The organism is Streptomyces indicus (genome assembly GCF_900100315.1).
GTDB lineage: Bacteria > Actinomycetota > Actinomycetes > Streptomycetales > Streptomycetaceae > Streptomyces > Streptomyces indicus.
Genome location: NZ_FNFF01000017.1, coordinates 91,836 through 114,143, shown reverse-complemented (window position 1 = coordinate 114,143; position 22,308 = coordinate 91,836). Strand labels below are relative to the sequence as shown.

Here is a 22,308-nt window from a genome sequence, read left to right as displayed (position 1 = left end):
CTATGCATTCTGCCGGGACAGGGGGTACCCAGTCTGCCGGTATCGTGCCGGGGTGCTGACTGTGACTTCCGTGAACGTGAATGGCATCCGCGCCGCCGCCAAGAAGGGCTTCACCGAGTGGCTCGCGCAGACGGACGCCGATGTCGTCTGTCTCCAGGAGGTGCGCGCCGAGGCCGAGCAGATCCCCGACGAGGTGCGCGCACCCGAGGGCTGGCACGTGGTGCTCGCCCCCTCCGTGGCCAAGGGCCGCGCGGGCGTCGCCGTCTACTCGCGCCGCGCCCCCGAGCGTGTCCAGATCGGCTTCGGGTCCACGGAGTTCGACACGAGCGGGCGCTACGTGGAGATCGACCTGCCCGGCGTCACGGTCGCGAGCCTGTACCTGCCCTCGGGTGAGGCCGAGACCGAGAAGCAGGAGGAGAAGTACCGCTTCATGGGCGAGTTCCTGCCGTATCTGAAGGAGCTCAAGACGCGTGCCGCCGCCGACGGGCGCGAGGTCCTGGTCTGCGGCGACTGGAACATCTGCCACCAGGAGGCGGACCTCAAGAACTGGCGGACCAACCGCAAGAAGGCCGGCTTCCTGCCGGAGGAGCGCGAGTGGCTCGGCCGGGTCTACGAGGAGTACGTGGACGTGGTGCGCGCGCTGCACCCGGGGGTCGAGGGGCCGTACTCGTGGTGGTCGTACCGCGGGCGGGCCTTCGACAACGACGCGGGCTGGCGGATCGATCTCGCGGTCGCGACGCCCGGGCTCGCCGAGAAGGCGGTCAAGGGGTTCGTCGAGCGGGCCGCGACGCACGAGGAGCGGTGGTCGGACCATGCGCCCGTAACGGTGGTCTTCGACCGGTGACGGCGCCGGTCCTGGGCCTGTGAGGCGGGTGGGTGCCGGTATTGGACCGGTGAGGTGAGACGGGGGAGCTGATCCTTGGAGCCGGTGGAGCTGCGGCGGGCCGTCGCGGCGGCCAGGGCGGGCGCGGCCGGGTTCGGCCTGCGGGTGGACGACGCGGTCGTGCTGCACGACTCGGACCGGGTCGCCGTGCGCCTCGACCCGTGTGACCTGCTCGTCAGGGTCGCGCCCGGGCGTCAGGCCGAAGAGGCCGCGTTCGAGACGGAGGTGGCGCGCCGGCTCGCCGGGGCCGGGGCGCCGGTGGGCGAGCTGGACGCGCGGGCCGGCGCACAGGTCCAGGTGCGGGACGGCTTCGTCCTCTCGTACTGGAGGTACTACGCGCCCGCCGGGCCCGGGATCGCCGCGGCCGCCTACGCCGACGCGCTGCTGCGGCACCACGCGGCGCTGCGCCGGGTGGACCCGGCCGGTCTGGACGTGCCGCACTTCGGCGAGCGGGCCGCCAGGGCGCTCGCGGTCGTGGAGGACCTGGAGACCTCGCCCGAACTGCCTGCCTCGGAAAGGGAGTTCCTCGCCGGGACGCTGCGCGGGCTGACCGCCCGTCTCGCCGCGGCCCGCACCGGTGAGCAGCTGCTGCACGGTGAGCCGCATCCCGGCAATGTGCTCGACACGGCCGAGGGCCCGCTCTTCGTGGATCTCGCCACGTGCTGCCGCGGGCCGGTCGAGTTCGACCTCGCGCACGCGCCTGACGAGGTGGCCGCGCACTACCCGGGGGCCGACCCGGGCGTGCTCCAGGACTGCCGTGCCCTCAACTGGGCGCTGTTCTCGGCCTGGCGGTGGCGCCGCGAGGACCAGATGCCCGACCGGGAGCACTGGCGGGCGGAAGGGCTGCGGCGGGTACGTGCGGCGTCGGGCGGGCCGGGCGGCGAGGGGAGGGTCCCGGGCGTTCCGCAGTGACGGTGGCGGTGGCGGTGACCGTGACGGTGGCGCTGGCCGCGGTCCGGGCCCGTCAGGTGTTCTCCTCGGCCGCCAGCCGCCGGTCGAGCGCCAGCGACAGCTCCGCCTCCACCACCGCCTTGGCCAGCGGGCGGAGCTTGTCGATGCTCTCGTGCGGAGCGTGGGCGCGCACGGTGGCGAGGAACAACTCGGCCAGGGCGTCCGCGTGTTCGCGGACCCGGGCGCCCGCCTGCATTACCTCGGCCAGCGGAACGCCCGCGCGGACCAAGGCGGTTGACGCGTCCAGGAGGCGTCGGCTGATGTGCACGATCTCGTCGCCGTCGGGGGCGAGATAGCCGAGGTCGAGGGCCGCGGCCAGGTTCTCGGGGGTGACCTCGCCCGCGAAGGCGTCGGCCAGCTCCTCGGGGCTGAGGCGGACCGGGGTCTCCTCGGTGGGGTGCAGGCCGAGCGCCTCGCCCACGTCGCGCCCCGACTCCAGGGCCTCGTTCAACTCCCCGATGACGGACAGGGTGTGGCCGCGCTCCAGCATCGCGGCGATGGTGTGCAGCCGGGCCAGGTGGTGCTCGTCGTACCAGGCGATCCGGCCCTCGCGGCGCGGGGGCGGGATGAGGCCGCGCTCGCGGTAGAAGCGCAGGGTGCGCACGGTGATGCCGGCCGCCTCGGCGAGCTCGGTCATCCGGTACTCGCGGACCGCCGCCGGCCCGCTCTGCGCCTGCGGTCCGCTCTGCCCTGTCGGTCCGCTGTGAGCCTGCGGTCCGCTCTGCTCTTTCCGTCCGCTCTGCGCCTGCGGCCCGCCCCGTGCCTTCGGTCCCTCAGCCTTCTCCGCCACGTCCAGCACCCTATGTTGTACCGCCGGTAACTTGTCGCGCAGAACCCCTACCCATCAGTACGGCACTGCTCTACTCTCCCCACTATGCCAGTGGTTACTGGCGCAATCCTGCGTACACCGTGGACTTCGGGAGGCGGGCTGCATGGCCGGGCACCAGGGCGAGCGTGAGCACGAGCATGTACGGGTGGCGGTGATCGGATCCGGCTTCGGCGGGCTCGGGGCCGCGGTGCGGCTGCGCCGCGAGGGCATCACGGACTTCGTGATCCTGGAGCGGGCCGGCTCCGTGGGCGGCACCTGGCGGGACAACAGCTATCCGGGCTGCGCCTGCGACGTGCCCAGCCACCTGTACTCCTTCTCCTTCGCGCCCAACCCCGAGTGGCCGCGCACCTTCTCGGGCCAGGAGCACATCCGGGCGTATCTGGAGCACGTCACCGACACCTTCGGGCTGCGACCGCACCTGCGCCTCGACTCCGAGGTGAAGCGGATGCGCTGGGACGCCGAGCAGTTGCACTGGGAGGTGGAGACGGCGCGCGGGACCCTGACCGCCGAGGTGGTCGTCTCCGCGACCGGACCGCTCTCCGACCCCAAGCTGCCGGACATCCCGGGCCTGGACACCTTCGAGGGCAAGGTCTTCCACTCCGCGCAGTGGGACCACGACTACGACCTGCGCGGCAAGCGCGTCGCGATGATCGGCACCGGGGCCTCCGCGATACAGATCGTGCCCGAGATCCAGAAGCAGGCCGGGCGGCTCACCCTGTTCCAGCGCACCCCGCCGTGGGTGCTGCCGCGCGCCGACCGGCCCATCAGCGGGGCCGAGCGCTGGCTGCACCGCCAGCTGCCGTTCACCGCGAAGGCCCGGCGCGGAATCCTGTGGGGCATACGGGAGTTGCAGGTCCAGGCCTTCACCAAGCGCCCCGATGAGCTCGGCCTGATCGAGTCCCTCGCCAAGCGCAACATGTACCGGGCGGTCAAGGACCCGCTGCTGCGCGAAAAGCTGACGCCCACGTACCGCATCGGCTGCAAGCGGATCCTGCTCTCCAACACCTACTATCCGGCGCTCGCCCAGCCCAACGTCGACGTGGTCGCCAGCGGTCTCGCGGAGATACGGGGCAACACGGTCGTGGCCGCGGACGGCACCGAGGCCGAGGCCGACGTGATCGTGTTCGGCACCGGCTTCCACGTCACCGACATGCCGATCGCGGACCGCGTCGTCGGCGCCGACGGGCGCACGCTCGCCGAGAGCTGGAAGGACGGCATGAAGTCGCTGCGCGGCGCGACCGCGGCCGGCTTCCCCAACTGGATGACGATCATCGGGCCCAACACCGGGCTCGGGAACTCCTCGATGATCCTCATGATCGAGTCCCAGCTGAACTATCTCGCCGACTACATACGGCAGTTGAACACGCTCGGCGGCCGGGTCGCCCTCGCCGCCCGGCCGTCCGCCGTGAACGCCTGGAACCGGCGGGTGCAGGACCGCATGAAGCGCACCGTCTGGAACACCGGCGGCTGCACCAGCTGGTACCTGGACGCCAATGGCGTCAACACCACCATCTGGCCCGGCACGACCACCGAGTTCCGGTCCGCGACCCGGCGCGTGGACCTCGCGGAGTACGAGGTCGTCCGGCCGCCGAAGAACGTGGGCGGCCCCGGCGCCGCGGCGAAGTCCCGTACGCAGAAGTCCCGTACAGAAAAGGTGAACGCGTGAGCCGACTGATGCACGTGACCTCGGGGCCCTACGCCCCGCCGGTCGCCGCCCGTGAACTGTCCGCGATCTCCAGCGACGGCTCACGGCTGCATGTCGAGGTGCACGGCCCCGAGGGCGCCCCCGCCGTGGTGCTCGCGCACGGCTGGACCTGCTCCACGGCCTTCTGGGCCGCGCAGATACGGGAGTTGGCGCGCGACCACCGCGTCGTCGCCTACGACCAGCGCGGCCACGGACGCTCGCCCGCACCCGTGGGCCCGGCCGGGTACAGCGTCGGCGCGCTCGTCGACGACCTCGAAGCGGTGCTCGCCACCGCCCTCGAACCGGGCGAACGCGCGGTGCTCGTCGGGCACTCCATGGGCGGCATGACGCTGATGGCGGCGGCCGGGCGGCCCAAGGTCTCCGAGCACGCGGCCGCGGTGCTCCTGTGCAGCACCGGCACCGTGCGGCTCGCCGCGCTCTCCAAGGTGATCCCGCTCAAGGAGGGCAAGCTGCGCACGCGTCTGACGCGCGGCCTGCTGCACTCCAGGGCGCCGCTCGGACCCGTCACGCCGCTCGCCCGGCGGATCCTCAAGTACGCGACCATGGGCCCGGGTTCCTCCCGCGAGAAGGTCGACGCGTGCACGCGCATCGTGCACGCCTGCCCGCGCGTGGTGCGCCAGGGCTGGGGCCGGGTGCTCGCCGCCCTCGACATCGAGGCGAACCTGAAGCACCTCACCGTCCCCACCGCCGTGATCGCCGGCACCGAGGACCGCATGACCCCGCCGGACGCCGCCCGCGCCATCGTGGCCGCGCTTCCGCACTGCGAGGGCTTCACGGAGCTGCCCGGGATCGGCCATATGACCCCGGTCGAGGCCCCCGACCTGGTCACCGCGCAGATACGCCAACTTGTCGCCGCCCACGTCGCGGTGACCCGTACCGAAGTGAAGGAGCGGGCATGAGCAAGGTCGCCCTCGAAGGACAGGTCGCCGTCGTCACCGGGGCCGCGCGCGGCGTCGGTGAGCTGCTCGCGCGCAAGCTCTCCGCGCGCGGGGCGAAGATCGCCCTGGTCGGCCTGGAGCCGGAGCTGCTCAAGGAGGTCTCCGCCAAGCTGCACACGGAGTCCGACCACTGGCACGCGGACATCACCGACCACACGGCGATGGCGCAGGTGGCCCAGGAGGTCAAGGAGCGCTTCGGCAAGGTGGACATCGTGGTCGCCAACGCCGGAGTGGCGGCGGGCGGTCCGTTCGTCGACTCCGACCCCGACGCCTGGCGGCGCGTGATCGAGGTGAACCTCATCGGGTCGGCCGTGACCGGCCGCGCGTTTCTGCCCGTGCTCATGGAGAGCCGCGGCTACTTCCTCCAGATCGCCTCGCTCGCCGCGATCACGCCCGCGCCGATGATGTCGGCGTACTGCGCCTCGAAGTCCGGCGTCGAGGCCTTCGCGCACAGCCTGCGGGCCGAGGTCGGCTACAAGGGCGTACGGGTCGGGGTCGGCTATCTGTCGTGGACCGACACGGACATGGTGCGCGGCGCCGACGAGGACGACGTGATGCGGGAGCTGCGCTCGCGGCTGCCGTGGCCTTCCAACAAGACGTATCCGCTGGGCCCGGCCGTGGACCGGATCGTGGCCGGGATCGAGCGGCGCTCGGCGCATGTGTACGGGCAGTGGTGGCTGCGCGGGATGCAGTCGATGCGCGGCTATCTGCCGTCGATCATCGGCACCGTCGGGGCGCGGGAAATGCGGCGCTTCGACGGCCGGCTCGGCAGCGGCCCGAAGGGGCTCGTGGGCGCGGGCGGCGCGGCGGACGAGCAGGCGCGCAACAGGGTTTGAGGTGGATTCACAAGCAGGGACCGACGTCGCGTGACAGAGGCTGACGTCGCGCAACAGGGGAGGGCGCACCCGGTGCCTCCGGGTGCGCCCTCGGTGCGCAGTGTGCAGTGCGCGGTTCAGGTACGACGCGTCAGGAGTCGTAGTCCTTGGAGTCGTCGAAGGCGTTCTGGTACGCGCTCTTCGCGGAGTCCTGCGCCTGCGCGCCGCGCTCCGAGGCCTCGTCCTGGGCCCGGTCCGCCTGCTGCGAGGCGCGGTCCGACTGCTGCGAGGCCTTCTCGGACGCCTGGTCCTGCATGCCCTTCGCGCGGTCCGCGAGCTCCTGCGCCTTGTCCTTGAACTGGTCCTGAATGCCCATGCTGATTCACTCCTGAGGTGGGTGAGGGGATTGGGCCACGACCCAGCCTGGCACGGCCGGACAAACCTCGCATTTCGATCTCCGTCACGCTGCGTCAGGCCAGGCGCCCCAAGGGCTGGAGCCCCTCGCCCCAAGGGCTGTACAGCCGCGGCACATCAGATGCGCGGCGGCAACTTGGGGCGCCTGCGGTCCGGTACCGCGGAGTAGTCCGGCGGGACCGCCGCCGCATCACTGTGCAGCAGCTCGACCGCGACGCAGACCGCGTCGTCGAGCTGCGCGAAGCGGCCCTCCGCCCAGTCCAGAGGGGTGCGCAGAACGGCCACGTCCGGCTCCACACCGTGGTTCTCGACCGACCAGCCGTACTCGTCGAACCAGGCCGCGTTCATCGGCACCGTGATCACCGTGCCGTCCCCGAGCCGGTGCCGCCCGGTCATGCCGACCACGCCGCCCCAGGTGCGCTGGCCCACCACCGGGCCGAGCCCGAGCAGCTTGAACGCGGCCGTGATCATGTCGCCGTCGGAGGAGGTGGCCTCGTCGGCGAGCGCCACGATCGGGCCGCGGGGCGCCGCGGAGGCGTACGAGACGGGCTGGGCGTCGCGGGTCAGGTCCCAGCCGAGGATCTTGCGCGTGAGCTTCTCGATGACCAGCTCGCTTACGTGCCCGCCCGCGTTGCCGCGCACGTCCACGATGAGCGCGGGCCGCGCGACCTCCATGCGCAGGTCGCGCACGAACTGGGCCCAGCCCGAGCCGCCCATGTCGGGGATGTGCAGATAGCCGCACTTGCCGTGGCTCAACTCCCGTACCACTTCACGCCGTTTGGCCACCCAGTCCTGGTAGCGCAGCGGCCGCTCGTCGATCAGCGGGACGATCGCGACGCGGCGCGCGCGGCCCTCGCCCTCGGCCGGCGTGAAGGTCAGCTCCACGGTGGTGGCGCCCGTGCCCGCGAGCAGCGGGTAGGGGCCCGCGACCGGATCGACCGGGCGGCCGTTCACATGCGTGAGCACCGCGCCCTCGCGCAGACCGAGGCCGGCGAGCGGGGAGCGGGCCTTGGAGTCGGAGTTGTCGCCGGGCAGGATCCGCTTGATCACCCACTGGCCGTCGCGGCACACGAGGTCGGCGCCGAGCAGGCCCTGGGCGCGCTGGTAGTGCGGCGGGCCCTCGTTGCGGCGGGCGGGGGTGACGTACGCGTGCGAGGTGCCGAGCTCGCCGAGCACCTCGCGCAGCAGATCCGCGAACTCGTCGGGGGACGCGACCCGTTCGACCAGCGGCCGGTACTGGTCGAGCACGCCCCGCCAGTCGATCCCGCACATGTCCGGCTCCCAGAACAGGTGCTTGATGATGCGGCCCGCCTCGTCGTAGGCCTGGCGCCACTCGTGCGGCGGGTCGACCTCGTGCACGATGCGGCGCAGGTCGATCCAGACCGTGGAGTCGGAGTCGCCTGTCTCGGTGGAGGGCACCGCCCGCAGATCGCCCTCGTCCATCACGACGAGCCGGCTGAGGTCGCCGCTGAGCGCGAACCAGTCGAGGTCGTCGACGAGTTCGGTCTTCTTGGCCTTGGTGATGTTGAAGTATTCGAGGGTGGGGCGGCCCGAGGTGTCGGCCGGGTTGGCGAAGGTCTCGCCGAGCGCGCCCGAGATGGGCCAGCGCAGCCACACCAGGCCGCCGCCGCTGACGGCCGCGAGAGAGGAGTACTTGGAGGCCGCCACGGGGAACGGGGTCACGCGGTCCGCGAGCCCCTCGATCTCCACCGTCACCGTGCCGTCGCTGCTGTCGCCCTCGACCGGATCGAGCCCGCCCGCCGCCGGCCGCCCGTCGGGCGAGAGCGCGAAGGGCGAGGGGGTGGCCGAGGACAGGGGCAGCAGGTAGGGGCGGCAGCCGAGCGGGAAGGACAGGTCGCCGGTGTGCACGTCGTACACCGGGTCGAAGCCGCGCCAGGACAGGAAGGCGAGGAAGCGCCCGTCGCTGGTGAAGACCGGGTTCTCGTCCTCGAAGCGGCCGTTGGTGACGTCGATGACCGTACGGGCTCCGGGCCCCGCGATCCGCGCCATCTTGATCTGCCGCAGCGAGCGCCCGATCCCGGGGTGGGACCAGGTCAGCCAGGCGCCGTCCGGCGAGAAGGCGAGGTCGCGCACCGGCCCGTTGACCGACCGGATCAGCTCGGTGACCTCGCCGTTGGAGTCCTCCGTGACGTCGATGAGCAGCAGCCGTCCGTCGTTCGATGCGATGGCGATCCGCTCGCCGTCGGGGTCGGCGACCAGTTCCTGCACCCGCCCCAGCTCGCCGGAGGCGAACCGGCGCGGTGAGCGCTCGCCGCTCGCGCGCGGCAGATACGAGATCTCGATCGCGTCCTCGCCGTCGGCGTCGGTCACGTACGCGACCTGCCCGCCCGTGCCCAGCATCTCCGGCAGCCGCACCCGCACCCCGGGGGTGTCCACGATGGTGCGGGCCGGGCCGTCGCGGTGGGTCAGCCAGTACAGCGAGCCGCGCACGCAGACCGCGCTGGCCCGTCCCGTGGTGTCCACGGAGATCCCGTCGACGTGGTTCGCGGCCGGCACCTGGTAGGAGCGCCGCCCCACCCGCGGACCGCCGAGCCGCACGTCCAGGCGGCGCGGCTGCACGTCCGCGGACAGGTCGTCCACGAGCCATACGTCGCCGGCGCACTGGTAGACCACCCGCTCGCCGTCGCTGGAGGCGTGCCGTGCGTAGAACTCGTCGTGGTCGGTGTGGCGCCTGAGGTCGGTGCCGTCGGGCGCGCAGGAGTAGAGGTTGCCGATGCCCTCGTGGTCGGACAGGAAGGCGATCCGGCCGCGGACGAACATCGGCGAGGCGATATGCCCGCCGAGGTCCTCGAGCAGCCGCTTGCCGTGCAGCCAGAGCCGGCCCATCGCCCCGCCCCGGTACCGCTTCCAGGCCGCCGGCTCGTGCGGCGGCTTGCCGGTGAGCAGCAGCGTCTGCCGTTCGCCGTCGAGGTCGGCCACCGCGATGTCGCTGACCGGGCCCCAGGGCATCTTGCCGCCGGGGGAGCCGTCGGTCGGCACGGTGTAGGCCCAGGAGAAGTGAGAGAAGGGCTGGCCGTGGCTGGCCACCGCGAGGATGTCCCCGTCCGGGGACCAGCCGCACACACGGGTGTCGGTGTTGCCCCAGTACGTGAGCCGGCGCGCGGGTCCGCCCGCGACCGGGACGACGTGGATCTCGGGATCGAGGCTGCGCCAGGTCGTGTACGCGATCTGCGTGCCGTCCGGCGAGAAGCGCGGGTGGCTGACCCGGGTCCGGTCCACCGTCAGCCGCCAGGCCCGCTCGGGGACCGCACCCTCCGGCGTGATCGGACTCAGCCAGAGATCGTCCTCGGCGGCGAAGCAGACGAGGCTGCCGTGGAGGTGCGGGAAGCGGAGATACGAGTTCGGAGAAAACACAGCGGAGTCGCTCACCTACCCATGCTTTTCCGGTGCGAGGGGCCCGGCAACTCGGATCGGTGCACCGACGGCGCGGGTTCCGTGGCCGACCGCGCGGGTTCCGTGGCCGGCCGGTGCGGGTGCGCCGCGGGTCCGGCTCAGGAACCGGCCGGCGCGGGCGTGCTGCCGGTCCGGCTCAGGAACCGGGTCAGGAACGTGTTGTCGAGCTGGAGCACGGCGTCGCCCTGTCCGGTGTGGAACTCCACGACGGTCGTCACCCGCCCGCAGGGCCAGACCCGGGCGGCGCCGCTGGCGGCGGGGGCGGTCATGCCCTGTTCGAGAACCTCGCGGGGCAGCGACCAGCCGGCGCTGCCTTCGCCGAGCACGGCGATGTCCACCCGGCCGCCGGCGTCCCGCAGCGAGATGCGGACCGCGCGGTGCGTGTCGCCGCTGTCGGCGGCCGTGACGAGATGGGCGCGGGTGCAGACCTCCACACCGGGGGTGTGCTCCTGGTCCATCGACGCTCCTCACCCTCGTACCGTCACCGACCGCGCGCCTCCGTCGGGCCCGCACCGGAAGTTTCACATAGCAACTATGTAGATATGCCCCCTTATGAGGCTTTTAAGCGCGGCGTGAAGTGACCCTGCTCACGCCCCTGCGGATGCGCCCCATTTGTGACCTGTCCGCTCTTGCAAGCCCTTCGCAAGAAGCCCGTATCATCGAACGGTTCACCACCCGGCCTCCCCGCAGAGCGGAGCCCTGCCATGCATGTGCCCGACGGATTCATCGACGCACCCGTTTCCGCGGCCGCCGGAGTCGTCGCCGCCGGCGCCGTCGCCGTGTCCCTGCGCGGTGCGCGCCGGGAGCTCGACGAGCGGACCGCGCCGCTCGCCGGCCTGGTCGCGGCGTTCATCTTCGCCGTGCAGATGCTGAACTTCCCGGTCGCCGCCGGCACCAGCGGGCACCTCCTGGGCGGGGCGCTCGCGGCGATCCTCGTCGGGCCCTATACGGGCGTGCTGTGCATAGCCGTCGTCCTCCTGCTCCAAGGTGTGCTCTTCGCCGACGGCGGCCTGACCGCCCTCGGCGTGAACATCACGGTCATGGGCGTGGTCACCGCCCTCGTCGCCTACGCGCTCTTCCGCGGACTGCTCAAGGTGCTCCCGAGGAAGCGCCGCTCGGTGACCGTCGCCTCCTTCGTCGCCGCGCTCGTCTCGGTACCGGCCTCGGCGGCCGCGTTCGTGCTCGTCTACGCGCTCGGCGGGACCACCGAGGTGCCGCTCGGCACCGTGTTCACGGCCATGGTCGGCGTGCACACGCTGATCGGCATCGGCGAGGCCGCCATCACCGCGGCCACCGTCGGCGCCGTGATCGCGGTGCGGCCCGACCTGGTGCACGGCGCCCGCGGTCTGACCACCCCGCTCAAGCTGCGCGTCGGCGGTGAACTCGTGGACGCCGAGCCCGCCGTCATCGAGGGCCCGGTGCGCTCCCCGCGCAAGGTCTGGATCGCCGGTCTCGTCGCCTCCCTCGTCCTCGCGGGCTTCGTCTCCTTCTACGCCTCCGCCAGCCCCGACGGCCTGGAGAAGGTCGCCGCGGACAAGGGCTTCGACAAGGGCGCCGAGAACCGCGAGCATGCGAGCGCCGACTCCCCGCTCGCCGACTACGGCGTCAAGGACGTGGACAACGCGCGGCTGTCCGGCGGCCTCGCCGGCGTCATCGGCGTCGGCGCCACCGTCCTGGTCGGCACGGGCGTCTTCGTCGTCGTCCGCAGGCGGCGCGGCTCCGAGGCTTCCGGAACCGTGGCCTCCGAAGGTGCGCGTACCCCGGAATCCGTCTGACATGAGTGCGGTCTGAGCGCGGGCACGACGGAACGGGAAGCGGTCTGACATGGGAGCGGGACACGCCCACAAGCTGTACGTGCGCGGGAGTTCGCCCGTGCACGCGCTGCCGCCGCACTGCAAGCTCGCCGCCGTCCTCTGCTTCGTGGTGGTGGTCGTCTCCACCCCGCGCGAGGCGGTCTGGGCGTTCGGGCTGTACGCGGTGCTCATCGGCGCGGTCGCGGCGCTGGCCCGCATCCCGGCCGGATTCCTCCTGAAGCGGCTGCTGTTCGAGGTGCCCTTCGTGGCCTTCGCGGTCCTGCTGCCGTTCGTGGCACAGGGCGAGCGCACCGAGGTGCTCGGCCTGTCCCTCAGCGTCAACGGGCTGTGGGGCGCGTGGAACATCCTCGCCAAGGGCACCCTCGGCGTGGCCGCCTCCGTGCTGCTCGCCGCCACCACCGAACTGCGGCAACTCCTGCTCGGACTCCAGCGGTTGAAGCTGCCGCCGCTGCTCGTGCAGATCGCCTCCTTCATGATCCGGTACGGGGATGTCATCTCCGACGAGCTGCGCCGGATGCGGATCGCGCGTGAGTCCCGCGGCTTCGAGGCGCGCGGGGTACGCCACTGGGGCGTGCTCGCCAAGACCGCGGGCGCGCTCTTCATCCGCTCGTACGAGAGGGGCGAGCGGGTCCATCTGGCCATGGTCAGCCGCGGGTACGCGGGCTCGATGCCCGTGATCGACGAGGTGACCGCCTCGCGCGCCCAGTGGTCGTACGCCCTCGCGCTGCCCGCCGCCGCCCTGCTCGTCTGCCTGCTTGGATGGTTCCTGTGACGACCGCCCCTTCCCTCGAGGTCCGTGGCCTCGCGTACGCCTATCCCGACGGCCACCAGGCCCTGTTCGGCGTGGACTTCAGCATCGGGCGGGGCGAGCGGGTGGCGCTGCTCGGGCCGAACGGCGCGGGCAAGACCACCCTCGTACTGCACCTCAACGGGATCCTGACCGGGGGAGCGGGCACGGTGCACGTGGCCGGGACCCCGGTGGTGAAGGCGAACTTCGCCGAGGTGCGGCGCCGCGTCGGGATCGTCTTCCAGGACCCCGACGACCAGCTGTTCATGCCGACCGTCCGCGAGGACGTCGCCTTCGGTCCTGCCGCGGCGGGTCTGCGCGGGCCGGAGCTGGAAGCCTGCGTGCGCAAGGCGCTGTCCCTGGTGGGCATGGAGGAGTTCGCCGACCGGCCGCCGCACCACCTGTCCTTCGGGCAGCGGCGCCGGGTCGCCGTCGCGACGGTGCTCGCGATGGAGCCCGAGATCCTCGTCCTGGACGAGCCCTCCTCCAACCTCGACCCGGCCTCGCGCCGCGAACTCGCGGACATCCTGCGGTCGTTGGACGTGACGGTCCTGATGGTCACGCACGACCTGCCGTACGCCCTCGAACTCTGCCCGCGCTCCCTCGTCCTCAGCGACGGAGTGATCGCGGCGGACGGTCCGACGGGGGAGCTGCTCGCGGACGAGGAGCTGATGCGCGCGAACCGCCTGGAGCTGCCCTTCGGCTTCGACCCGCGCTCGGTGCGGACGGGCGCCCAGGGCTGAGGCCCCGGGGCCCCGGAATCGGCAACGGCGCGTGCACGTTGCACCATGGTGACCGTCCGGTCCAGGAAGGTCCGGACGGTACGGAATGGAGCGGCGACGTGGACGGGGTCCAGGGCAGGGACGGGGTCGAGGCCCAGGGCGTGGACGAGGCGCGGGGCGCGGCGGCTGCCGTGAACGGTGCGGCCGAGTCCGGGGCCGTCGAGGTCCGGGGCACGGTCGAGCCCGGCTGGGAGGGCGTGCGCGAGGCCTTCGTACGGAACTTCGCCGAGCGCGGTGAGCGCGGCGCCTCCGTGGCCGTGTACCGCGACGGGCGGCCCGTGGTCGACCTGTGGGGCGGCACGCGCGACGTGGACTCCACCGGGCCCTGGGAGCGCGACAGCCTGCACCTGATCCGCTCGGCCACCAAGGGCGTGGCCGCCGCGGTCCCGCTGCTCCTGCACCAGCGCGGCCAGCTCGACCTGGACGCCCCGGTGGGCACGTACTGGCCCGAGTACAAGGCGGCGGGCAAGGAGCACACGCGCGTACGCCACCTGCTCGCGCACCGCGCGGGCGTCCCCGTACTCGACACACCTGTCCCCTTCGAGGACCCGGAGGCCGGGCCCCGCGCCGTCGCCGCCCAGGCACCCGTCTGGGCGCCGGGCACGGACCACGGCTACCACCCGCACACGTACGGCTGGACGGTCGGCGAGCTGGTGCGGCGGGTCACCGGGCGGACGCTCGGCACCTGGCTGCGCGAGCAGATCACCGGGCCGCGCGGCATCGACCTGTGGATCGGCCTGCCCGAGGCCGAGCAGCACCGCGCGGGCCGCATCCTGCGCGTGGAGCCGCCGGCGGTGGGAGGCGGGCTGCGGCTGCGGCCCAAGAAGGCGGTGGCCGACGCGTACGCGGACCCTTCGTCCCTGACCCGCCGCGCCTTCGCGGCCCTCGCGCCCACGGACGAGAACGCCCCCGCGTACCGGGCCGCCGAACTCCCGGCGACGAACGGCATGGCGAACGCCCGCGCCCTGGCCCGCTTCTACGCCTCCCTGATCGGCCCGGTCGACGGCCACCGCCCGCTGTTCGTCCCGGCGACGGTGGCGCTCGCACGCACGGAGGAGTCGGCCGGCCCGGACCGCACGCTCGTGGTCAACACCCGCTTCGGACCGGGCTACATGCTGCACGGCCCCGCCTCCCCCCTCCTCGGCCCCACGTCCTTCGGCCACCCCGGCCGCGGCGGCCCGCTCGGCTTCGCGGACCCGGAGTCGGGCATCGCGTTCGGGTACACCACGAACGGTCTGCAGAAGGGCGTCACGGCGGATCCGCGGGCGCAGGCTCTGGTGCGGGCGGTGCGGACGGCCGTGCAGGGACAGGGCTGAGCCGGGGGCCGGCCGCTACGGTGGCGGGCATGAGGCGATTCGAGGGTTCCGCAGTCCTGATCACCGGTGCCGCGCGCGGGATAGGCAAGGAGACCGCACGGCGGCTGGTGACCGAAGGGGCCGGGGTCCTCGTCACCGACGCCGACGCGGACGAGGCCGCCAAGACCGCGGCCGAGCTGGGGAGTTCGGCGCATGCGGCCCGGTGCGACGTCACCGACCGCGCGGAGGTGGAGGCCGCGGTGGCCTCGGCCCTGGACCGTTTCGGACGGCTCGACGTGCTCGTCAACAACGCCTACTCCTGCCATCCCGACGCCCCCCTCTTCGAGGACGAGCCCGACGAGACCTGGGCCCGCGACCTCGACGTCACGCTCTCCGGCGCCTTCCGCTGCGCCCGCGCCGCCCTGCCGCACCTCGCCGCCTCCGGGCGGGGCTCGATCGTGAACATCGGATCGGTCAACGGATCCGTGGCCTTCTCCAACCACGCCTACAGCGCGGCGAAGGCGGGCCTGGAGAGCCTGACCCGCACCCTGGCCCAGCACGCGGCCCCGCGCGGCGTGCGCGTGAACCTCGTCGCCCCGGGCACCGTCGCCACGGGTGCGTGGGCGGGGCGCGAGGAGCAGCTCGCCGAGATCAGCACGATGTACCCGATGGGCAGGGTCGGGCGGCCCGAGGACATCGCGGCCGCCGTCGCCTACCTCGCCTCGGCCGACGCGGCCTGGGTGACCGGCACCGTGCTCCGCGTGGACGGCGGGCTGCTCGCCGTGCACGAGGGCTTCGTCAACGCGACCAACCCGGACCGGCCGCGCTGACCCCTCCGCTGTCGGCGCCGCTTCCCTGACGAGGGCCCCTTCCCTGACGAGGCCCGGTCTCAACCGGCCGTGAGCATCAGGCCGATGCCCACCGCGAGCACACCCGCCGCAAGCACGCGCGGCGCCCCGAACCGCTCCTTGAACAGGACGGCGCCGATCGCGGCGCCGACGATGATCGAGGACTCGCGCAGGGCTGCGACCGGGGCGAGGGGGGCCTGTGTCTGGGCCCAGAGGACCAGGCCGTAGGCCACGATCGACAGCGCGGCGCCGACCAGTCCGCGGACCGCGAACGGGCGGAGCAGCGGCACCAGTTGGGAGCGGTAGCGGTACCAGGCGTAGACGGGGATCGCGATGCCTTCGAGGATCATCAGCCAGGCGATGTACCCGAGCGGCGTTCCGGAGGCGCGCACACCCACACCGTCCACCACCGTGTACGAGGCGATGGACACGCCGGTGGCCAACGCCGCGAACAGCGCCGGCCACTTCGGGCGCTGACCCGACCCCCGGATGCCCCACAGCGCGAGCCCGAGCAGACCCGCGCAGGCCACCGCGACCCCGGCCAGTTGCAGCCCGCCGATGTGCTCGTCGAGGAAGAGCGCGGCCGCCGCCGTGACGAGCAGAGGAGCCGTGCCGCGGGCGATCGGGTACATCTGGCCGAAGTCGCCGAGCGAGAACGAGCGCATCAGGAGCGCCTGGTAGGCGACGTGCAGCAGTGCCGAGGCGACCAGCCAGGGCCAGGCGCCGGCAGCGGGCACCGGGGTGAACAGGGCGAGCAGACCGCCGAGCAGCGCGCCGCCGCCGGAGATCAGCGTGAACGCGAGGAGCTGGTCCTTGATGTGGTGGGCCAGCGCGTTCCACGACGCGTGCGTGACGGCCGCGAGGACGACCGCGGCCGCGACAAGTGGCGTCACAGGGCGGGCTGTTCGCGCACGTCCACCAACGCCCCGCCCGCATGCGCGATCAGCGCCTTCGGGTCCATGGGGAACACCGTGTGCGGCGTGCCGGCCGCCGCCCAGACCGCCGCGTGGTCGAGCAGGCCGCGGTCGGCCAGGACCCGGGTCTTCGTACGGTGACCGAAGGGCGGCACGCCGCCGATCGCGTACCCGGTGGTCTCGCGTACGACGTCCGCATTGGGCCGCGTGACCTTCTCGGCGCCCAACTCCCGCCGTACGAGCTCCATGTCCACCCGCGAGGACCCGTCCATCAGCACCAGGACCGGCACCCCGTCCGCCGCGAAGATCAGCGACTTCACGATCTCGCTCAGCTCGCAGCCGATGGCCTCGGCGGCCTGGGCGGCGGTACGCGTGGCCTCCGGGAAGGCGCGTACCTCGGTGAGTACGGAGGCGAGACCGAGCTCGGTCAGAGCCTCGGCGAAACGGGGGTGCGCGGCGGGCTGCGATGAACTCATGGCCGCACGCTAGCGGTCCGTGTACCGGCCACGCGACCCCGTTTCGTATCCCGAAAGACCCGGTAGGTCAGCCGATCTGCCGCAGCACCGACGCGACCAGCGGACCCGAGGACTTGCCGCCGCGGCCGCCCTCCTGCATCACCGCGGCCGCGGCCGTGTCGCCGCGCCAGGCGGTGAACCAGCCGTTCGGCTTCTTCTGGCCGTCGACCTCAGCCGACCCGGTCTTGCCGCCGATGTCCCCGCCGAGCGAGGCCATCGCCTCGGCCGCGGAGCCGTTCGTCGCGGTGTACGCGAGCAGTTCGCGCAGTTGGGCTGCGGCCTTCGGGGCCAACGTGCGCGAGGCGGTGGCCAGTTGACGGCCGTCCACCTCGGGCGAGACCAGGTAGGGCTGCTTGAAGACACCCGTCTTGGCGGTGGCGATGATCGAGGCCACGTTCAGCGGGTTCATCCGCACCCCGCCCTGGCCGATCAGCGAGGCGGCCTTCTGCGCGGCCGACTGCACCGGCACCGCGCCGTCGAAACTCGGCACACCGATCTGCCAGTTGCCGCGCCCGAGGCCGAAGACCTCCTGCGCCTGCTTGGTCAGATCGCCGTCGCCGAGCTTGCCGGCCTGCGAGATGAAGGCCGTGTTGCAGGAGGCCGCGAAGCTGGCGCGGAAGGTGCCGCCCTTGATCTCGAACTCCTCCACGTTCTGGAACTTCCAGCCGCCGGAGGTGAAGTACTTGGGGCACGGGTGCGGCTTGTCGATGCCCGCGAGGCCCTTCTCGAGCAGCATCGAGGCCGTCACGATCTTCATCGTGGAGCCGGGGGCGAGGGAGCCCTGAAGCGCCACGTTCATCCCCTGCGGGTTGGAGTTCGCCGCCGCGAGGATCTCGCCCGTGCTCGGCTTGAGCACCACGATCGCGGCCCGGTGCCGCGAGGCCACCTCGCGCTCGGCCACGGCCTGCGCGGTCGGGCTGATCGTGGTCTTCACCGTCCCGGGGGTGCCCTCGGAGAGCGTGAGCAGGGTCTTGTCGGGCAGCGCCTTGCCGTCGTCCTTGCTCTTGGCGGTGTCGCTCTTGTCCTTGCCCTTGTCCTTCGCGGGATCGGCGCGCACGATCTGCAGCTCGATGCCCGCGCTGCCGCCCGCCTTCTCGCCGAACTTCTCGCGCAGCCCGTCGAGCACGCTGCCGAGCGAGGGGTACTTCTCGGCGGTGATCTCCCCGCCGTTGCGGTCCACGGCCTTGATCGGCGGTGTGCCCGCCTCGCCGGCGCGCAGGACGTCGCCCGCCTTGAGGCCCGGGTGCACCACGTCGGGGCGCCAGTCCACCACCGGCTTGCCCGCGGCGTCACGCACCACGGTCAGCTCGCTGTCGTACGCGTACGGCTTGGACTTTCCCTCGTACGAGACCGTCGCGGCCACCTTGAACGGCACCTTGGCGCCCGCACCCTTGCCCGGCGTGAACTTCGCACCGGTCAGGTGGGCGTCCTTCGCGTACGAGGTGAGCGCGGCCTTCGCGGCGGCGGCGTCGTCGGTCAGCGCGGCCGCGCCCGCCGCGTCGCCCTTCGCCCACGCGGCGAGGAACCGCTCCGAGGTCTGCGCGACCTCCGCGGCGGACAGCGGCCTGGCCTGCAGCTCCTTGGGCGACAGCGGCTCGTCACCGGACCCGTCGGAACCGCCGCCGACCAGGGCGTAGGCCGTGACGCCCACCCCCGCGACCACGGCGCCGGCCGCGACCGCGATCAGCGCGACCTTGGTCTCCTTGCTCATGGCGTTCTGCTCGCCCGAGCGCCCTCGCTTGCCCACCGGTTCCTCCGCCTTGCCCTGCGGTGTCTGGCTGTCCGGGCACCCTATAGGGCTTCCGGGAATGGGGTTGTCCGGGTTGACGGGTGGGGCCCGGGTGTGCGGGCCCCACCCCCCCTGGGGGATCAGTTGGCGGCCAGCACCTGCGCCACGATCGGTCCTGCCGCCTCGCCGCCGCGTCCGCCTTCGATCACGACGGCGGCCACGGCGATGTCTCCGCGGAAACCGGCGAACCAGCTGTTCGGCTTCTCCTGCCCGGCGACCTCGGCCGAACCGGTCTTGGCGCCGACACCCGCGCCGAGGCCGCGCATGGCGTCCGCGGCCGAGCCGGAGTGTGCGGTGGTGCGCATCATCTGGGCCAGCTGGCTCGCCGTGGTCGTGCTGATGCCGTTCGCGGTGGCCCGGTCGAGCCCGTACGAGGAGTCGACGATCACCGGCTGGCGGAAGGTGCCGCCACCCTGCACGGTGGCCACGATCGAGGCCATGTTCAGCGGGCTCATCTGCACCACACCCTGCCCGATGGCGTTCGCCCCGCGGTCGGAGTTCGCGGCGGCGGGCACCGAGCCGTCGTACGAGGAGATCCCCGTCTGCCAGTTGGCGCCGATGCCGAACTTGGCAGCTTCGCGTGTCAGGGAGTCGTCCTTGAGGTTGTCGTGGGCGATGCCCTTGATGAAGCCGGTGTTGCACGAGCGGGCGAAGTTGTCGGCCAGGGTGGCGTTCAAGTTCGCCTGCAGGCCGGGCAGGTTGTGGAAGGTCTGGCTGCGGTACACGATGTCGTGCTCGCAAGGAATCCTGGTGCTCGGAACCGCCACGCCGTTGTCGATGAACGTCGCCGCCGTCACGATCTTCATGGTGGAGCCGGGCGCCAGCCTGCCCAGGAAAGCGACATTGTTGCCGGGTTCCTGATTGGCCACGGCGAGTACCTGTCCGGTGCTGGGCTGGATCGCCACGACGGAGGACTTGGCCTTGCTCCGCACGGCCTTCTCCGCGGCCGCCTGCACCCGTGCGCTCAGCGTCGTCTTGATCTTCCCCGGCTCGCCCTTCTGCAGGGTCACCAGCGTGGTGTTGTACGCGGTCTGGTCGGCGCGCTCGATCCACAGCTCGATGCCCGGCTTGCCGCCGGCCTTGTCCTCGAAGCGCTCGCGCAGCTGGTCGAGGACCGGGCCGAGGGACGGGTACTTCTCGCGGCTCAGCACCTTGCCGTCCCGGTCGACGGCCTCGATCTGCGGGTTGTCCGCCTCGCCGACCTCGAGGGTGTCGTCCCTCTTCAGCTCGGGGTGGATCACTGTCGGCTGCCAGTCGACCAGCGCCCGGCCGGTGCTCTCGCCGCGTACGACCTTCAACTGGCTCTTGTACGAAAGGGGCTCGGACTTGCCTCCGTACGCCACCGTGGCGGAAACCGTGAAGGGCACGTTCGCGCCGCTCGCCTCGCCCTGTTCGATCTTCACCTTGGTGATGTCCGCGCCCGTGAAGGAGTGCAGCACCCGGCCGGCCGCGACCGGGTCGTTGGTGAAATCGGCCGCCGCGTCCGCGTCCCCGTTCTCCCAGCGCTTGAAGAAGGACGCGGCCGCCTTCTCCACCTCGGCGCCGGTGGGCGGGCCGGTCGTCGGCCCGGAATCCGCACTCGCGGACGATCCCCCCGTCACCCCGTTGTACAAATTGAACGCCCCGTACCCGGCGACCCCCACCATCGCGGTGAATACCCCGCCGACCAAGGCCGTCTTGACTCCATTGCGCATGACTGCGCTCCCCTCCCCAGGAGTCCTGAACACGCCTCCCCGTTTTGTGCGTTGAACGTGTTCAGGAAGTTATGGGGAGCAGCTTAAGCGCTTTCCGTGACAGTCGGGGTCAGGCAAGGTCTCGAATCGCTATCCCTCGCAATGCCCGAGCGTCACACCCACGTGTCGAACCACATCCGCGACCGCCAGGAATCCACCGGAATGGGGTGCGAGGTGTAAAGAGGCCAGAAATAAATGAAGTTCCAGACGATCAGGAGGACGAGAACGCCTGCGCCCACCACACCGACGACCCGCCGCCGTTCCGCCGAGCCCGGGGGCCCGATGATCGCGCCGATCATCATCGCCAGGGCCAGGCACAGGTACGGCACGAAGACGACCGCGTAGAAGAGGAAGATCGTCCGTTCCTGGTAGTTGAGCCAGGGCAGGAAGCCCGCCAGGAACGCGCAGGCGATCGCGCCCGCCCGCCAGTCGCGGCGGAAGAACCAGCGCCACAGGACGTACAGGATCGCGAAGCACGCGGCCCACCACAGCAGGGGGGTGCCGAGCGCCAGGACCTCGCTGGCGCACTTCTCGCGGGTGCCCGCCGGGCAGCCGCCGGTGCCGGGCGCCGGGGACTCGTAGTAGTACGAGACCGGGCGGCCGAGGACCAGCCAGCTCCACGGGTTCGACTCGTAGTCGTGCGGCGAGGTCAGGCCGACGTGGAACTCCCACACCTGGTGCGAGTAGTGCCACAGGCTGCGCCACCAGTCCGGGAACAGGCCGCCGAGCCCGCTGGAGGGATGCTCCGCGCCCCACTCGCGCAGATAGCCGCGGTCGCCCTTGTCGGTGTGCATCAGCCAGCCGGTCCAGGTCGCCAGATAGGTGACGAACAGGACCGGGACCGTGGAGACGAACGCGGGCAGCACATCCCGCTTCAGGACCGAGACATACGGGCGTCGGGCCCCCGCGGTCCGGCGCGCGCCCACGTCCCACAGGACCGTCATCAGGCCGAACGCGGCGAGGAAGATCCCGCCGTTCCACTTCGTGGCGAAGGCGAGCCCGAGTGCGACGCCGGCCACGATCCGCCAGGGCCGCCAGCCGAGCCGGAGCGTTTCCGCGATCGCCGCGTCGGGCCGTACGACCCCTTCGCCGTCCCTCGGGAGAGCAGCCGCCAGCCGGGCCCGCGCCTTGTCGCGGTCGATCACGAGCGCGCCGAACGCCGTGAGCACGAAGAACATCAGCGGCAGATCGAGCAGCGCGGTGCGGCTCATCACGAAGTGCAGCCCGTCCACCGCGAGCAGCAGACCGGCAAGGCAGCCGAGGAAGGTCGAGCGGAACATCCGCCGCCCGATCCGGCACACCATCAAGACCGACAGCGTGCCGAGCAGCGCCACCATGAAGCGCCAGCCGAACGGATTCAGACCGAACATCCACTCGCCGGCCGCGATGACCCACTTGCCCATCGGCGGATGCACGACATAGGAGGGGTCGTGGCCGAGCGGGACCTTCGAGCCGAGATCGAGGACGGTGTCGTTGTAGTCCTTGGGCCAGTTGACCTCGTAACCCCGCTTGAGCAGGGCCCACGCGTCCTTCGCGTAGTACGTCTCGTCGAATATCACCGCATTCGGCTTGCCCAGCTGCCAGAAGCGCAGCACGCCCGCGAACAGCGCGACGAGCAGCGGCCCGCCCCAGCCGAGCGCCCGGGTCAGACCGGCGCGGGACTCGGGGCGCACCCCGAGCAGCGCCCACAGGCGCGGTCCCGGCTCGGCGTACGGGGGATCGAGGCGCCGTCCGACGTCATCGCCCGCCGGTGCGGTGTACCCGAATCTGCGCAGGCGCCGCAGCCAGTTCTGCGGCTGTTGCGCTTCGGGGGCATCGCCGGGCGGCCGGGCGGTGGAGTCCCTTGTGGGTGGGGACGGAGCACTGGTCACCGCGCCATCGT

Annotated in this window: 19 protein-coding genes; 10 read left to right on the top strand and 9 right to left on the bottom strand. The window is 72.1% G+C overall.

Annotated features, from left to right (window positions below; all coding sequences use genetic code 11):
- Positions 1-52 precede the first annotated feature (52 nt).
- Together BLT97_RS30730 and BLT97_RS30725 are read left to right on the top strand one after the other, a co-directional pair.
- The gene (locus tag BLT97_RS30730) at positions 53-844 is read left to right on the top strand and encodes an exodeoxyribonuclease III (RefSeq protein WP_093616067.1); all 792 of its coding nucleotides are present in this window, start codon (positions 53-55) and stop codon (positions 842-844) included.
- A 75-nt stretch (positions 845-919) separates the two neighbouring features.
- Entirely contained in the window at positions 920-1,795 is an 876-nt protein-coding gene (locus BLT97_RS30725) for an aminoglycoside phosphotransferase family protein (protein ID WP_093616065.1), read from the top strand.
- A gap of 52 nt (positions 1,796-1,847) precedes the next feature.
- Here the strand turns inward: BLT97_RS30725 and BLT97_RS30720 are convergent, their stop codons facing one another.
- A complete protein-coding gene (locus BLT97_RS30720; RefSeq protein ID WP_093616063.1) occupies positions 1,848-2,471 on the bottom strand; it encodes a MerR family transcriptional regulator in 624 nt (207 codons plus the stop codon).
- Between the two features lie 295 nt (positions 2,472-2,766).
- On the opposite strand from BLT97_RS30720, the gene BLT97_RS30715 reads away from it, so the two are divergent.
- Genes BLT97_RS30715 through BLT97_RS30705 form a run of 3 tightly spaced genes read left to right on the top strand, consistent with a single transcriptional unit; the run spans position 2,767 to position 6,142 of the window.
- Entirely contained in the window at positions 2,767-4,329 is a 1,563-nt protein-coding gene (locus BLT97_RS30715; protein ID WP_093616061.1) for a flavin-containing monooxygenase, read from the top strand.
- On the top strand, positions 4,326-5,267 hold the full coding sequence (locus BLT97_RS30710; RefSeq protein ID WP_093616059.1) for an alpha/beta fold hydrolase: 942 nt from the start codon (positions 4,326-4,328) through the stop codon (positions 5,265-5,267). The genes BLT97_RS30715 and BLT97_RS30710 overlap by 4 nt, the downstream gene beginning before the upstream one ends.
- Positions 5,264-6,142, top strand: a complete 879-nt coding sequence (locus BLT97_RS30705; RefSeq protein WP_093616057.1) for an SDR family oxidoreductase — start codon at positions 5,264-5,266, stop codon at positions 6,140-6,142. Before BLT97_RS30710 ends, BLT97_RS30705 begins: the two co-directional genes overlap by 4 nt.
- A 130-nt stretch (positions 6,143-6,272) precedes the next feature.
- Here BLT97_RS30705 and BLT97_RS30700 read toward each other — a convergent pair whose 3' ends face one another.
- The 3 genes from BLT97_RS30700 to BLT97_RS30690 all read right to left on the bottom strand — a co-directional run bounded on the left by BLT97_RS30700 (position 6,273) and on the right by BLT97_RS30690 (position 10,407).
- The gene (locus BLT97_RS30700) at positions 6,273-6,497 is read right to left on the bottom strand and encodes a hypothetical protein (protein WP_093616055.1); all 225 of its coding nucleotides are present in this window, start codon (positions 6,495-6,497) and stop codon (positions 6,273-6,275) included.
- A gap of 155 nt (positions 6,498-6,652) precedes the next feature.
- Complete coding sequence (locus BLT97_RS30695) at positions 6,653-9,925, bottom strand: S41 family peptidase (protein ID WP_245769633.1); 3,273 nt, start codon at positions 9,923-9,925, stop codon at positions 6,653-6,655.
- 122 nt (positions 9,926-10,047) lie between these two features.
- Complete coding sequence (locus BLT97_RS30690; protein ID WP_093616051.1) at positions 10,048-10,407, bottom strand: SsgA family sporulation/cell division regulator; 360 nt, start codon at positions 10,405-10,407, stop codon at positions 10,048-10,050.
- 246 nt (positions 10,408-10,653) lie between these two features.
- Here BLT97_RS30690 and BLT97_RS30685 point away from each other — a divergent pair, with 246 nt between their 5' ends.
- The 5 genes from BLT97_RS30685 (at position 10,654) to BLT97_RS30665 (ending at position 15,457) form a co-directional block, all read left to right on the top strand.
- Positions 10,654-11,724 carry an energy-coupling factor ABC transporter permease gene (locus tag BLT97_RS30685; RefSeq protein WP_093616049.1) on the top strand — a complete coding sequence of 357 codons (1,071 nt, stop codon included), beginning with the start codon at positions 10,654-10,656 and terminating at the stop codon, positions 11,722-11,724.
- A 49-nt stretch (positions 11,725-11,773) separates the two neighbouring features.
- Positions 11,774-12,535, top strand: a complete 762-nt coding sequence (cbiQ, locus tag BLT97_RS30680) for a cobalt ECF transporter T component CbiQ (RefSeq protein ID WP_093616047.1) — start codon at positions 11,774-11,776, stop codon at positions 12,533-12,535.
- On the top strand, positions 12,523-13,293 hold the full coding sequence (locus BLT97_RS30675; RefSeq protein ID WP_093616045.1) for an energy-coupling factor ABC transporter ATP-binding protein: 771 nt from the start codon (positions 12,523-12,525) through the stop codon (positions 13,291-13,293). Before cbiQ ends, BLT97_RS30675 begins: the two co-directional genes overlap by 13 nt.
- A gap of 170 nt (positions 13,294-13,463) precedes the next feature.
- Positions 13,464-14,648: a serine hydrolase domain-containing protein gene (locus tag BLT97_RS30670; RefSeq protein ID WP_093616183.1), complete on the top strand. Its 1,185-nt coding sequence runs from the start codon at positions 13,464-13,466 to the stop codon at positions 14,646-14,648.
- Positions 14,649-14,677: 29 nt separating this feature from the next.
- Positions 14,678-15,457, top strand: coding sequence for an SDR family NAD(P)-dependent oxidoreductase (locus BLT97_RS30665; protein WP_093616043.1), 780 nt, complete (start codon positions 14,678-14,680; stop codon positions 15,455-15,457).
- Positions 15,458-15,516: 59 nt separating this feature from the next.
- Here BLT97_RS30665 and BLT97_RS30660 read toward each other — a convergent pair whose 3' ends face one another.
- The 5 genes from BLT97_RS30660 to BLT97_RS30640 form a co-directional block, all read right to left on the bottom strand.
- Positions 15,517-16,368, bottom strand: coding sequence for a DMT family transporter (locus BLT97_RS30660; RefSeq protein WP_093616041.1), 852 nt, complete (start codon positions 16,366-16,368; stop codon positions 15,517-15,519).
- Positions 16,365-16,865, bottom strand: a complete 501-nt coding sequence (locus BLT97_RS30655; protein ID WP_093616039.1) for a YbaK/EbsC family protein — start codon at positions 16,863-16,865, stop codon at positions 16,365-16,367. The genes BLT97_RS30660 and BLT97_RS30655 overlap by 4 nt, the downstream gene beginning before the upstream one ends.
- A 67-nt stretch (positions 16,866-16,932) precedes the next feature.
- Positions 16,933-18,651, bottom strand: a complete 1,719-nt coding sequence (locus tag BLT97_RS30650; protein WP_093616037.1) for a penicillin-binding transpeptidase domain-containing protein — start codon at positions 18,649-18,651, stop codon at positions 16,933-16,935.
- A gap of 122 nt (positions 18,652-18,773) precedes the next feature.
- Entirely contained in the window at positions 18,774-20,387 is a 1,614-nt protein-coding gene (locus BLT97_RS30645) for a penicillin-binding transpeptidase domain-containing protein (protein ID WP_093616035.1), read from the bottom strand.
- Between the two features lie 152 nt (positions 20,388-20,539).
- Positions 20,540-22,297: a dolichyl-phosphate-mannose--protein mannosyltransferase gene (locus BLT97_RS30640; RefSeq protein ID WP_093616033.1), complete on the bottom strand. Its 1,758-nt coding sequence runs from the start codon at positions 22,295-22,297 to the stop codon at positions 20,540-20,542.
- Between the last annotated feature and the right edge of the window lie 11 nt (positions 22,298-22,308).

Bases quoted from the DNA above. Each gene is read 5' to 3' on its own strand.
- BLT97_RS30720 (WP_093616063.1), bottom strand. From the start codon at position 2,471: ATGACCGAGCTCGCCGAGGCGGCCGGCATCACCGTGCGCACCCTGCGC.
- BLT97_RS30690 (WP_093616051.1), bottom strand. From the start codon at position 10,407: ATGGACCAGGAGCACACCCCCGGTGTGGAGGTCTGCACCCGCGCCCAT.
- BLT97_RS30655 (WP_093616039.1), bottom strand. From the start codon at position 16,865: ATGAGTTCATCGCAGCCCGCCGCGCACCCCCGTTTCGCCGAGGCTCTG.
- BLT97_RS30715 (WP_093616061.1), top strand. From the start codon at position 2,767: ATGGCCGGGCACCAGGGCGAGCGTGAGCACGAGCATGTACGGGTGGCG.
- BLT97_RS30645 (WP_093616035.1), bottom strand. From the start codon at position 20,387: ATGCGCAATGGAGTCAAGACGGCCTTGGTCGGCGGGGTATTCACCGCG.
- BLT97_RS30700 (WP_093616055.1), bottom strand. From the start codon at position 6,497: ATGGGCATTCAGGACCAGTTCAAGGACAAGGCGCAGGAGCTCGCGGAC.
- BLT97_RS30685 (WP_093616049.1), top strand. From the start codon at position 10,654: ATGCATGTGCCCGACGGATTCATCGACGCACCCGTTTCCGCGGCCGCC.
- cbiQ (WP_093616047.1), top strand. From the start codon at position 11,774: ATGGGAGCGGGACACGCCCACAAGCTGTACGTGCGCGGGAGTTCGCCC.
- BLT97_RS30705 (WP_093616057.1), top strand. From the start codon at position 5,264: ATGAGCAAGGTCGCCCTCGAAGGACAGGTCGCCGTCGTCACCGGGGCC.
- BLT97_RS30665 (WP_093616043.1), top strand. From the start codon at position 14,678: ATGAGGCGATTCGAGGGTTCCGCAGTCCTGATCACCGGTGCCGCGCGC.
- BLT97_RS30675 (WP_093616045.1), top strand. From the start codon at position 12,523: ATGGTTCCTGTGACGACCGCCCCTTCCCTCGAGGTCCGTGGCCTCGCG.